The following is a 12,149-nucleotide window of genomic DNA, read 5'->3' on the forward strand; positions in this document are numbered from 1 at the left end:
CCATGTCCGCCAACCAACGACTACAAGGGCGCGTCGCATTGGTCACCGGCGGCGGTTCCGGCATGGGTCTGGCAACGGCGAGGCGCCTTGCCAGCGAAGGAGCGAAGGTCTTAATCGTCGACCAGCACGCCACGGCTGCACATGAAGCGGCAGAGCGCATCGGCTCGTCGGCTGCTGCTTTTGCGGCGGACGTCACTAGCGAGACAGACATGGAAGCGGCCGTGGCGTATGCCGTTTCTTGTTTCGGCAAGCTCGATATCGGCATCAACGCTGCCGGCATCGGTGCCAGCGCGCTGCTGCTCGACCAATCTCTTGAACAGTTCCGCCGCTTACAAGATGTCAACTTAGCCGGCGTCTTCGTATCGGTCAAGGCAGAAGCGCGGCAGATGCTCGCGCAGAGCGGCGGCGGGGTAATTGTGAATTTCGCATCAACAAATGCCCTGCAGCCTGCTGAGGGACTGGGAGCCTACTGTGCGGCAAAGGCGGGTGTGGCCATGCTGACCCAGGTGGCGGCCATGGAGCTGGCACCTCATGGAATTCGCGTCGTCGGAGTGGGGCCCGGTCTCACGTCGACGCCCATGGTCGATCGCGTGCTTTCCGTGCCCGGTGCCCGCGAGGCATTTACGGAGAACATCCTCCTTCGGCGCGCTGGGCGGCCCGAGGAACTGGCAGCATCCGTCGCCTTCCTGGTTTCTGACGACGCGTCGTATATCACCGGCACCACGCTCTATGTCGATGGCGGTGCGCTGACACAGCGCTACCCTGAACTTCACCGCCGTTCCGCAAAAAAATCTAACTGAGGAGTATCTGGAAATGAAGGCACTTGTTTATGCCGGAGACAGGAAGGTCGAGATTTCGAACGTCGAATTGACGTTTGACGAAAACACAGACGTCCTTGTTGACGTGGTGCGGACCGGCATCTGTGGCACCGACGTCGGCGCAGTAGCCCACGGCAGACCGAAACTGCCGCACGGCGTTGTGCTCGGGCACGAATTCGTGGGGAGGCGTACCGATACAGGCGCGCTCGTGGTGGGCAATCCCATTGTTTCCTGTCGGAGTTGCAGTGTCTGCCAATCAGGCATGACGCATCTTTGTGCAAAACGGAAGGTACTCGGCGTGCATCGGCAAGGCGCCTTCGCACCGCGCGTTGCCGTTCCCGCCGGCAATCTTGTTGAGGTCGAACATCTCACCCATGCGCAAGCGGCTCTGGTAGATCCGTTGGCAACAGCCTTGCACGCCTGGCGGCTGGTGCGGCGTTCCTGCCGGCGCGTCGCGGTGATCGGCGCAGGCGCGATCGGCCTGTGCGCAGTGGCAATTCTCGAAGCCGACGGAGTGGAAGAAATCTTTGCGTCAGATGTTGTGCCCGAACGACGCGAATTTGCACAGCGCCTCGGCGCCACAGCTGTTGGGCTGTCTCCGGAGGGTGAATTTGATGCCGTTATCGATGCAGTCGGCACCGAGGAAACCCGCCGTATTGCCGCGTCGATTTTGCGCCCCGGCGGTGTCGCTGTCCTGGTCGGTCTGCATGCTGCCGAACTTGTCCTTGCCGCAGGACCGCTGATTGGTGGCGAGCGGACTATACAAGGGTCGTTCGCCTACACCGAAGCGGAGTTCATTGAAGCCAGCCGTATGGCATCGATGCTCGATACGTCGTGGGTTCGAGAGATCGCGTTCGGGGCAGCAGCCGATACGCTGAACGCGATGGTTACCGGCCAACTCGGCACTGGAAACATCAAGGTCCACGTCTGTATCGGTGAGTAACCACGCTGCGCGGACGTGCGTCTCAGCGGGGAGCACATCGCCGGAGAGCGTTGAGGCGCATTCCGGCATAAAACGAAAATATCAGGAGACATTGATGCAACCATCCGAAATATCCGAGGCATCCCTCGGTCCTAATGGTATTCAACCCAATACGCCGGCCAGATTGGGGTTCCACCCAACCCGGGCATGGAGGATGGTTGCGATACTCGCAGCCATGCTGCTGCTATCGTTCGTCGACCGGTACGCGTTGACCGTCTTGGTCGGTCCCATTAAGCAGGATTTGCAACTCACTGATACACAGATCGGATTGCTACTCGGCACCGCATTTGGAGTCTTCTATAGCACGGCGGGGCTCCCGATCGGCTATCTGATCGACCGGTACAACCGGCGCAACCTCCTGACGGCAGGAGTGGTAATTTGGTCGTTGATGACCGTCCTAAGCGGCTTCGCGCAGGATTTCACTACTTTGTTCATCGGCCGGATGGGCGTAGGGCTGGGTGAGGCCGTACTGACACCCGCTGCGTACTCGCTGATCAAGGACTCTTTCCCCGATCATCTCCGCGGCAAAGCATACGGCTTCTACCTGTTTGGCTCATCCGTCGGTACCGGCGCAGCATTAGTGGTTACTACCGGTCTCGCCGGCTGGCTTGGCGGTGCCGACCTTAGCGTGATGCCGTGGTTCTCTGCCTTGGCAGTTTGGCAACAAGTCCTAATCGTCATTGGCGGCGCGGGTCTTCCGATTGCAGCGCTTGGCATGCTGATTCGGGAACCCCTGCGCGGCGATACTGGAAATAGCAACGCGGCCACACTTTCGGCTGTAGTTCAGCATGCAAGCGGGAATTCACGTATCTATGTTCCGCTCTTCGTTCTCTATGCAGTCTGGGGCCTGTGTATCTACAGCTATGGCGCATGGATCCCTACTGCGATAAGCCGCGCTTGGCATGTACCTATTGCGAAGATTGGTTCTCAATATGGATACATGACCATGTGCCTGGCGCCGTTGGCGGCGCTGATATTCTCGCGCATCTTTGATCGACTCGCCAAGGCCGGCCTCTCGAACCGTGTGGCGCTGCTCTCTGGCGTGGCCTGCCTGGCTGTAGCAATCCCCACCGGAATCGGTCCTCTCGCAATCTCGCCAGCCCTGACGTGGATCTGCCTCGGCTTCAACATCTTCTTTGCCATGGGAGTGCAGCTGGCTCTGGCATTGATAATCGCAAATGTCACACCAGGTCGCATGATTGGCAAACTGTCGGCGTGTAGCTTCCTCTTTCTCAACGTGGTCGGACTAGGGGTTGGGCCAATCTCAATACCGTTCGTGGCCAAACAGATCAATGCCGGAGAAGGTGCAATTGGCCTTGCGCTTGGCCCAGTAGCGAGTGTCGGCTGGCTGGTGGCAGGAGGCCTTTTCCTTCTTGTTTGGCGAGGCACAGGAAGACGTGCCGCTATGCGGTGACCATATAGAACCGCCGCGCAAGCCCCGTCTCTTCAGGGCGGGGTAGGCGGCTTAGGACCTATGATTGGGAAGGCTAAAACCGAGTCTCAGACTCGGAATGATAGCCACTTCTCATACTCCAACCTTTACGTATCCTGCGCCTTCGCGTCAAGGAAAAAGGGTGGGGAGCACGTCAACATCTCCACCGGCGCTCCGACAGCCTCACGAACTCCATCCCCAGCCGTTTTCAGCGCCGCCAGTCTAGGGCACGTACACGCATGCCGTGCACTGCGAGGCGACTTGCGCGTACCCGCGGCGCCCGGCGTAAAGCACTGCCGGTGCGGCACATCCGATACAATCCACACAACATAGCCATCCCGGGATTGATACCGGAACACACCATCTCATGTACGCAGGAACGTCATGACCGTACAGAAGAGGAAGCTCTCTCCCAAGAAGCAATCACGACCTACCGCTGCGGACGAGTTCATCGATCGGCTCCGCGCGCTTAATGCCGATGCAACCACCGAGGACGGTGTGCGCGACAGTGACACAATGCGAGCAAATTCGGACACGTTGATCAAGCAGTGGGAGGCCGAGAGAAATGACCTAGATCTGTCCCTCTTTGGACTCTCGCTGCGTGTGCGAAGAATTGGCATGCTGCTCGACGAACTGTTGGCAAGGGAGTGCGAAGAACTCGGGATCAAACCGAATGAAATGCTGTTGCTCTTTGCGCTGCGCAGAATTGGCCCACCGTACTGTCTACGTCCCACAGACATACAGGCGTTAACGATGGTGACGTCGGGAACAGTGACCTACCGAATTGACCAGTTGGTCAAACAGGGACTGGCAGACCGAATTCCCGATCCTTCAGACCGGCGCGGCTATCTGATCAAACTAACCGAACATGGCAGCAAGGTGGTTGATGCCGCTGTTGAGGCATCGGTTAACTCTTCTAACTTGCTCTTGGCGCCTCTCGCTGAAGTGCCGTGTGCCATGGACGCTCTCGCTGAAATGCTCAGATTGTACGAAAGCAGGCTCGACGACCTAGCTAAGGAACGGGTTCGATGAGTTGGCGGCGGGTTTGGTAGGGCGGTGCGAGGCCATGCCAGCGGGCCCGATGGAACTCGACAAGGGAGAAGCAGGCGAAATACAGAAGGCCTACGCGGTGCCGGCAAACATCAAAGCTGTCGTCGCGACAAAGACCTTGACACTCGCCCATCCTGCGCTATGCTTTTGGTGAGGGGTTCCCCTCACCAATCAAGTCGCGGTGGTGAGTCGGAACAGAAGAGAACGCGAAACGCAGCGTTGCTAATGAAGGCTGCTCAAGGATGGGCGACGTCGGCTTCGTTAGCAGCTTGGGCGAGATCCGAGCGGTCCACGAATCGCTCGAGACCGGGGATAGGATACAGATGCGAAATTTGTAGGAGGAATGCGAACGAGAAGCTTCCCGAACTAATTCGCGATTCGATTTGAGTCGGGCTGACGCGGATACCAGTTTCTTCGAGTTGCTTGGACAAGCTGTCAAAAGAGATGGCACTCTGCAGTAAATGGGCGAGCGCAATTTCGCGACAGGCATCCTCCCAGCTCCCTTTGTTATCCAGAGTCCGTTGGAGGCCTTCGGGTAGGTCGGCATGCAACGCGCAGATAAGCTGAAAGAAAAACTCGCACCGAAACGCTCCGCGCTGGATTCGCAGCTCGACGGACTTGGGCGATTCTTCAATGCCCATGGACCTTAGCGCCCGGGAGACCTCATCGTAGGTGAATCCCTTTCGCGCTAACAGGCCACGAGCTGTGCGTGAGGCTAGGCGCGTCCAGGAAGTTTCGACTAGGGCCACAATAGGTCTCGGAATAGAAATGCGTCGCTTTCAAACAATTGGAAGCGAGACGGAATTCGGCGACTCAAAAGTAGAACTGAAGCCAATTCACGGCGGAGTTGCCTCTTCCATGAACGGTATATGCGCATTCTAGCGTGAGTTCGTCGACCACGGAATCTCGCGCCAAGGCGCCGGTGCCTCCTACTATGAGGTCCGCCGTGACGACTCTGTACCTCAACCCGGAAGTCCTCCGCCCACCGCAAACCGATGACCGGCCGGAGTCCCAGCTCGTTTTTGAACTGGGCACGCAGGGCATTGATCCGACGGTGTTGCTCGAATATCTTCTGCTCGTTTTCCCGCAAACAACAGTGGTGCTGCATACGTATGGCGTGATGACCTGCGGCTACCAGTGCACGGTCAGACAGCTATCGCCCCAAATTCGCTCGCACGTGATTGGGGCGACGTATGGCGGCAATCGCCTCTGCAGATTTCACAAGCATGCGTTGACGCATCGGCGAGCCTGGTTGCGCGCGGATATCCGGCGACGCGGTCCCTGTCGCCTCGCCGTGCTGGACTCAGACCGGCAAGAGGTGTTGCCCGAACTAGAGGATTGCACAGTGATCGTTCAATCCGACGGCCTAATAACGGCCGAACAGGCCGGATTGTTGGTTAGCCTTCTGCGGGAAATGCCCGACTCCGGGTCACTTGAAGCGCTCGCCGAGCCAAAAGTAGGGGCATGTAACGTAGGCCTGCCGAACTGAATTTTGTCAACTGTTGCTTAATGGCAACGCAAAATCATGACTTGGCTTCGCATAAAACCACTTCCGTGTTTGGTATCCCGCCCTGAAACGGGTCGCCCTTCAGCGGTGTGTTGAGCACAGCATATTGTGCATTGTAAAGGGCGGCGAAGTCAGGGGAGGGATTTGTAAAGCCGAAATCTCAAATGCCTAAAGGGGCACATTACGCGGATCGAGGGCGATGAGAATCCAAAGCCTGTCGAGAAAATCCGCAGATTTTTGAAGTCGGATTTTCGGATTGATTACGCGGACTTTCTTTTTATTAAGTAGTTTTTAAGTCGCGATTTGACAAAGGCTGCATCTGCTCGCGATTAACTCAAATGTCCGGGGGCTGGCAATATCCGTGGCAGAAATTTTTTTGCGTACTGCCTCTTCCCAGCATTATGGTCGATGTGGAATACTCGCCGCTGCTCATGCTGAGCAATTTCGAATCGATGTAGTGAGAGAGGCCAATGGCTGCCCCGTAAAGGAAAAAAGCGGGATGGCCAGGGCCAATCCCGCTTTTCGCCTCGGAAGCATCATTAGTGACACGACCGGCGTAGGACCCCTAGTGTCGCCAATGATGCTCCGAGTGTCAACACACGCCTATTTTCGTTGTGTTGACGCAACAAAAGGAGTCATTATGCTTGCTACCGCCGCTTCTCTGTGCTCACGCCCCGTGAGCGCAACCTCCTGCCCGCATTCTCGGGCGAACTCTTCCGTTACTCCCGTTCGCTCTGCCACGGTTGCCATCGCGCCACCCGAATGCGGTCCAGTGCGCTGCTCGAACTGCCGCGCCCTTTGGCTGCAGTCGTCCGGCCAATTAGTTGCGGCTTGGAGTACGAATGCGTGGCAAAAAGACGGCATTCCGTCAACGCATTCCCCCGGCGCGGTCCATTCGCCGAAACCCTCAAAGCGCAAGACGCGACGGCCATATCAAGGTAGCCCTGGCGTGGCGCGTCAACCTCAACTGAAGCGGGCCGCGGTTCGTGCAGACGCCAGATCTACGTCAGCGTTGCCGAGCACGAAATTTCAGGAAGACCTCGCCCGATTGGTCGAGTCCCTGAATCTGCCTCGCAGCTATCCGCTGTCCAATGCGCTGGAAATCGATAGATGCGTTGTTGACGGAGGTCCGGCCCTGTCGTCAAAAGCGATCGTCGAGAAAGTATTTTCCCAGAGGAAGAGCGGGAATCCTCGGAACCCGCTGAAGGGCGCTAAGCCGAGAGCCTAGTCGCTATTTGCTACGTCGGACGCCGACAACTCCTTCCGCCTGATAACAAGGCGGGTGGGTCGCGTTTGCGCGTCAATTTGGACCGAAGCTTGTATTGCAAGCTTCGTCAGTTCGGGCCAAGGCTCTGACTCGCAACCTCTGAGAGAAGAGGGTGCCTTAGTCGAGTTTTGCCTGAACGTTCTTCGCATCTGCGAACGAGGAATTTATGGCAAAGCAAAAAGCGAAAAAACCTGCCCGCTCGATCAGGACCAGGCAGATGGACTCACGAGGTTCAGATATCCGGCCGACGCCGGTGTCACCTCGAGGGCCCGGCCAGGCTTGGATGTGCTACGTCGCGTGTATCCGCACGAGAGAGGGCTGGATTTATCGGGCGGTGGTGCTCGACCTCTGCTCACGCGAGGTCCTCGGCTGGGCAACGGCCACAGAAAGATCTAAGGCGCTGGCAGTCTCCGCGTTGAGCATGGCGATACGGCTGCGCAGGCCAGCACCTGGTTCGGTTGTGTACGCCGCTCAAAGCTCGGGCCTTTCTGGGAGAAGGGTTCATCGAATGCTGAATACCAACGGACTGGTCGTCTGCAAGGGCAGTTCACGCATGAACTGGCCAAAGTAGCACCGAAACTGTTTTTCCGGCCGCTCGTGAAGGGTTACTCGCGCACTGAGCGGTAATCCAGGCTCGCACAGATATCACCAAAAAGATTAGCAAACCACGGACGCAGTGGTGGAACGCGCTCGCCTTGCGTCTTTGAAAACCAACTTAACACAAGAGGGAATCATGTCTACAGGCAAGGAACTGACCTCGTTCGTACCTCGACTGCTGGGCGACGAGTTTTTGCGACCTTTCGAGCTGCTGAACGGGGAACTTAGCCCGGAGGCGGCGTTGCGCATCGATGGTCCGGCCGTGGCCCCGGCCCGCCAGAGGCTGGTTGAGGATGAGGTGACGGCAGTCCGAACCGGCTTAAGAGAGGGCTTTGAGCCAACAGAAGCTGAAGAGTTCTTCTTGGCACAGGGCATTGACGCCACCGCTAGCTCTTTGCGTGCACTAGCCGTGGAGAGCGACTTTATAGCGGCCCGCGAATCGCAAGCCCGAGCGGTCATGAATAACATTTACACCCCTATTCCACCGCCTCTAATGGCAGGTCAATTCTCGCAAGTTGCGATTTTTACCACTGAGATGGACGAATCGCGGTTCGCAAAACGGGTAAAAAGCCACGTAGCTTACAAGCATGCCCATGATGAGCTAGGCGGGATTAGATTGCTTCTGTATCAGATCTTTGCTCTCGTCATACTGTGGCCAAACTGCGGAACCATGCCAGGGCTCGCCGACAGAATCTTGGTTGCATTGGACCAGATGCTTGGCAAGACGCGGTTTTTCATCGGGCAACGGTTGAGAGGCATCTCTCGGAGAAACCCGGAATCTTTCATTGAGGTTTTGCTTCAGCTGTTCAATGTCGGGATGCTCTATGTCTACGGCGTAAATTCGGACAACGTTCGCTCACCCACCAGCAATCGCGCGCTTTCGTTCTTAGCTGAGATTCCGAGGGCAACGGGCATTCCGGTAATGCTTTCGGGAAGCTGCGCGTTGTTGAACCATCTGCGCGAACAACCGGCTGCAGGAAGCGAGCTTCTCCATAACCAGCATATCGAGATTTCGTCTTATGGGTTCGACGATGGAAGCCGCGCCGCTAGCTCTTACTGGGCGGGGCTGCCACCTGCAATTCGCGAAATAATCAGCGAACAGACGATGGCGGACATTCTTCAAAAAAGTGGGTTTCAGCGCCGTCTTTATGTGAAAGCGGCAACCGCCGTAGTGGACGAAATTATGAATAGCGGAATGTCGTCAAAAGATGCCCAGCTTGCTGTCGCAGATGCCGCTCTATCGCGGCACAAGGGCGTACTCATCGCCATCTCGGAAGCAGCGAAGGGAAATCCAATTTCCGGCGAGTACAAGACCCGCTTTCAGGAGTTTCTGCCATTGTCGACCCAATATATCAGCGTCGGCAAAAAGAATGCCAAGTGAACCGATCGCTGCGCTATGCGAGCTTCCATATGACTCCATTTATCCCACCCATCATTCCGGCCGAGGCCATGAGCAGTTACTGCACGGATGTTTTGGTTTTTGGCGAGTCTGGCCAGCAACCTCATCGGCTTTCGTTAGAAGGGCCACCGATTGGCGGACCGGTTATGCACAGCGTCGCCATCGGTGTGAGGAAGTTCTGTTCCGTCACCGAAGGCATCCTGGGAACTCCTGACGAGCTTATCGAGAATCACAGCATATACCGCTACCACGCTTCGGCATGCAGCACGGAAACGCAAACTGCGCTTTGGAATTGGCTTATGGACAGCACGTCGTCAAGACTGCATTTTCCGCGCTTGCTAGCGCCGATTGAACTGGAGCGGACCCCGCGTCTCTATTGCCCAGCCTGCAGGAGGGAACAGCTGGCCGCCTATGGAAGATCCGGACAGTTGACGTATCACGTGCTGCCGCTCGTGCAGATGTGCGCCGTGCATAAGGACGTCCCGCTGGTTGATGAGACGAGGTCAAAGAAGGGCTCTGTGTTGGCGAGGCCGTCCACCGCTTATATAACCTCGGCACGCCGATTTGCACAAATGAGCGCCGGATTATTGAGTCTAACGGGACCGGAAGCGATTGCCGAGTTTCGCGCCGGGCTGAGAGAGCGTTTGGTTGCCGCAGGCTTCTATAGGCCGAATGGAAGCCTTAGGGCCTCGCAGCTCGACGAGGCTATGCGCTCCTATTACGAGGGCTCCGCATTCGACGTACGCCTAAGAACACTTGCAACTGGGGAGCAGCGGGCCAGTCACACGGTTCATTGGCTCCTGGATGCAGTGCGGTCACAACACCCTGTGTTTGTTGTCCTGCTGGCAATGCTATTGGAAGACTCCGAGTTTGCTGAACGTTTCGGAATTCGCACTGTAGTAAGTCGTGAATGCGTACAGATATCTCGCCGAGAGGAACGAACGGAGGCAAGCAAGCCGGTAGTCCACCCAAGGTGGACGGCATACGGTCGACGAATCACAGAGCTGCTGAGAAAGGGCTACTCGCCGAAGCGTGTGGCGGCGCTGCTCTCAATTCCCGTTGATCGGGTCTACCACCTAATTCGTCGAGATGGGCTATGGGGACTCGTGAATGCGCTGCGTATGGAAGGGGAGCGCGAGAAGCGTCGCCATGCCTGGCTAGAGGCATTGAAGCGCTGGCCGGATAGAAGCACAAACTACGTTCGCAACAGGGTGCCACGCATATATCGATGGCTCTATAAAAATGACAAAGATTGGCTTCGGGAGCACGGAACTGGCGTGCATACGTGGAGTTGCGCCCCTAGGAGCCATCGACGCCGCCCATATGGGGCTGACGCGAAGCTGGCATCGCGCATTGCCGAAATCGGTAGAGCTACACGCCAGCGTATTCCCGCAGTGCGGTGTAGTAGGCGATTTCTCGTCGTCGAAACCGGACTCACCCAGTCCAGCTTTGAGGACGCTCTGCGATGGAAGCGAGTGGCTGACGCTGTAGCTCAAGCGGAGGAATCGGTTTCCGTCTTCCATGCCCGTGTGAAGGCGCTTAGCGGTGGTGATGTATAAGCCATCAATCAAAATTCAAGGAACTTATGACTTCTGACATTAGCGAAGACTTGATGCCTACTCCTATTCTTCTACTTCCAATTGATGAGGATGAGGCGTATGTGAGCTATTTGAATCGAATCTCTGTGTTTGCACAAAAATCACTGCTACATCGGCCGGGAAAAAGGTTCTCACTCCTATTCCCGTCGGCGGTCAAGCTTCGTTTCCCAAGCATTCTTTCCCTCAAGCCAATTAATAAGTTGCTAAGTGAAAATTTTCACAACCCACTATTTGAACCGTACCTGACGGAGCCACAGCGAAAGAGGTTGGGAGCACATACGAGCGATTCGACGCAGGACCGGATCGCCCACATGACAGGCATGGCGACATTTCCACAGCCGAACGGTCGGGTCCGAGTTTGCCATGCATGTGTGGCGGAAGATGATAGCAAGAAACGGATTCCAATCTGGCGTCGCGCATCGTTGGTTCCCGGCGTCCTGCATTGTCCACGCCATGGCCAACGGTATTGGGATCTGTGCGGTCGGTGTGTCGAGGGCTCAAGATATAGCGTGACAGTCCGATTGCTACGACAGACTTGTTTCTGTGGCGGCCCCCTTCGGCTGTCGGTGCCGATCATGTCGGAGATTGGTGAAGAAGCCTCAATACGAATGTCTGAGTTCATCCAGTTCACAATCGAAGGTGGATTGAGTCATCTCTCACCAGAGCGAATACGGCATGCATACCGCGAGCAAGCTAGAAAGCTCGGGCTGATATCCGCTGGAGGGCCAGCCAACGCTCGCGGTCTAGAGGGTCTTTTTGATGCGTCTGGAGCAGGTGAGCTCGCACGCAGTCTGGGCCTGAAGACGGGGACGCGAAGCGTGCTGAGACGATGCATAGTTGGGAAAAGTTTCAGTACAAATCCGGTGGTCAACGCGATTGTGCAGAGCATGCTGTTCGCGACTCCTCAGAACTTCGTCGATGCTGCTCGTCCGGATGCGCCGAGACATATGCCGATTCCAAGCGAGAAGGAAAAGCGGCGGCTCAAAAACCTGATGGACAAAATCGAAGCACTTTGTGTCGATCGCGGGGTGTTGACTCGCGCCGAGTTCCGACGGCTGTTCCATTCTCAGGCCAGGAAGCTCCTGCACCAATATAAGTATGACTGGCTGGAAGAGAAAGTGCCGCGAAATCCAGTCGTAATCCCATGTAGGGATAATAGGGGAATTTCAAAACCCATGGACATTGATGCGCGTGCTGTGAACCGAATCGAAAGCAGATTCCGGGAGTTATCTTCAGATCCGAACCTACCAAGATTCACTCGTCGGGCGTTAGTTGAGGGATGTTATAGCGAAAGTACGTGGTGTACGAACGCAAGAATGGAAAGACTGCCGAGAGCTATTGAGCTGGTGGCCAGCCTTGTCGAAACGAAAGAGCAACACAGCCTGCGGCAAATGAAGACTTGGTTGCCGCACATATCCTCGCCGGAAACGATACCGCACCATGTTCGCCGTCTCATGATTCTCAAGTGGAGGCAAAGCAAATGATTATTTTTGCGCAAT

General features: G+C 56.4%; 10 protein-coding genes and 1 pseudogene. 10 read left to right on the top strand and 1 reads right to left on the bottom strand.

Going from position 1 to position 12,149, the window contains the following annotated elements:
* Positions 1-2: 2 nt before the first annotated feature.
* From AC07UK_RS18645 to AC07UK_RS18660, 4 genes are all read left to right on the top strand, one after another.
* Positions 3-800 (top strand): SDR family NAD(P)-dependent oxidoreductase, encoded by a 798-nt coding sequence (locus AC07UK_RS18645; protein ID WP_494686117.1) that lies wholly within the window; start codon positions 3-5, stop codon positions 798-800.
* A 13-nt stretch (positions 801-813) separates the two neighbouring features.
* On the top strand, positions 814-1,761 hold the full coding sequence (locus AC07UK_RS18650; RefSeq protein ID WP_494686118.1) for a zinc-dependent alcohol dehydrogenase: 948 nt from the start codon (positions 814-816) through the stop codon (positions 1,759-1,761).
* Positions 1,762-1,855: 94 nt separating this feature from the next.
* On the top strand, positions 1,856-3,214 hold the full coding sequence (locus tag AC07UK_RS18655) for an MFS transporter (protein WP_494686119.1): 1,359 nt from the start codon (positions 1,856-1,858) through the stop codon (positions 3,212-3,214).
* 402 nt (positions 3,215-3,616) lie between these two features.
* The gene (locus AC07UK_RS18660; protein WP_494686120.1) at positions 3,617-4,264 is read left to right on the top strand and encodes a MarR family winged helix-turn-helix transcriptional regulator; all 648 of its coding nucleotides are present in this window, start codon (positions 3,617-3,619) and stop codon (positions 4,262-4,264) included.
* Between the two features lie 254 nt (positions 4,265-4,518).
* Here the strand turns inward: AC07UK_RS18660 and AC07UK_RS18665 are convergent, their stop codons facing one another.
* Positions 4,519-5,031, bottom strand: a complete 513-nt coding sequence (locus AC07UK_RS18665) for a DUF6471 domain-containing protein (RefSeq protein WP_494686121.1) — start codon at positions 5,029-5,031, stop codon at positions 4,519-4,521.
* 197 nt (positions 5,032-5,228) lie between these two features.
* Between AC07UK_RS18665 and AC07UK_RS18670 the strand changes: the two genes are divergently transcribed.
* The 6 genes and pseudogenes from AC07UK_RS18670 to AC07UK_RS18695 all read left to right on the top strand — a co-directional run bounded on the left by AC07UK_RS18670 (position 5,229) and on the right by AC07UK_RS18695 (position 12,134).
* Positions 5,229-5,771 (top strand): HAD domain-containing protein, encoded by a 543-nt coding sequence (locus AC07UK_RS18670; RefSeq protein WP_494686122.1) that lies wholly within the window; start codon positions 5,229-5,231, stop codon positions 5,769-5,771.
* Between the two features lie 1,502 nt (positions 5,772-7,273).
* Positions 7,274-7,627, top strand: coding sequence for a DDE-type integrase/transposase/recombinase (locus AC07UK_RS18675; protein ID WP_494686199.1), 354 nt, complete (start codon positions 7,274-7,276; stop codon positions 7,625-7,627).
* Positions 7,628-7,789: 162 nt separating this feature from the next.
* Complete coding sequence (locus tag AC07UK_RS18680; protein ID WP_494686123.1) at positions 7,790-9,034, top strand: hypothetical protein; 1,245 nt, start codon at positions 7,790-7,792, stop codon at positions 9,032-9,034.
* A gap of 866 nt (positions 9,035-9,900) precedes the next feature.
* The gene (locus tag AC07UK_RS18685; protein WP_494686200.1) at positions 9,901-10,611 is read left to right on the top strand and encodes a TnsD family Tn7-like transposition protein; all 711 of its coding nucleotides are present in this window, start codon (positions 9,901-9,903) and stop codon (positions 10,609-10,611) included.
* A gap of 53 nt (positions 10,612-10,664) precedes the next feature.
* Positions 10,665-11,099: pseudogene (locus AC07UK_RS18690) on the top strand (hypothetical protein); the annotation flags it as partial.
* Between the two features lie 126 nt (positions 11,100-11,225).
* The gene (locus AC07UK_RS18695) at positions 11,226-12,134 is read left to right on the top strand and encodes a hypothetical protein (RefSeq protein WP_494686201.1); all 909 of its coding nucleotides are present in this window, start codon (positions 11,226-11,228) and stop codon (positions 12,132-12,134) included.
* The last annotated feature ends 15 nt before the right edge of the window (positions 12,135-12,149 follow it).

The sequence above is a fragment of the Cupriavidus sp. GW821-FHT07C08 genome (assembly GCF_059419025.1).

What these genes read in the sequence shown, in the direction of transcription:
- AC07UK_RS18645 (WP_494686117.1), top strand. Translation starts at nt 3, where the DNA reads ATGTCCGCCAACCAACGACTACAAGGGCGCGTCGCATTGGTCACCGGC.
- AC07UK_RS18650 (WP_494686118.1), top strand. Translation starts at nt 814, where the DNA reads ATGAAGGCACTTGTTTATGCCGGAGACAGGAAGGTCGAGATTTCGAAC.
- AC07UK_RS18655 (WP_494686119.1), top strand. Translation starts at nt 1,856, where the DNA reads ATGCAACCATCCGAAATATCCGAGGCATCCCTCGGTCCTAATGGTATT.
- AC07UK_RS18660 (WP_494686120.1), top strand. Translation starts at nt 3,617, where the DNA reads ATGACCGTACAGAAGAGGAAGCTCTCTCCCAAGAAGCAATCACGACCT.
- AC07UK_RS18675 (WP_494686199.1), top strand. Translation starts at nt 7,274, where the DNA reads ATGGACTCACGAGGTTCAGATATCCGGCCGACGCCGGTGTCACCTCGA.
- AC07UK_RS18680 (WP_494686123.1), top strand. Translation starts at nt 7,790, where the DNA reads ATGTCTACAGGCAAGGAACTGACCTCGTTCGTACCTCGACTGCTGGGC.
- AC07UK_RS18685 (WP_494686200.1), top strand. Translation starts at nt 9,901, where the DNA reads ATGCTATTGGAAGACTCCGAGTTTGCTGAACGTTTCGGAATTCGCACT.
- AC07UK_RS18695 (WP_494686201.1), top strand. Translation starts at nt 11,226, where the DNA reads ATGTCGGAGATTGGTGAAGAAGCCTCAATACGAATGTCTGAGTTCATC.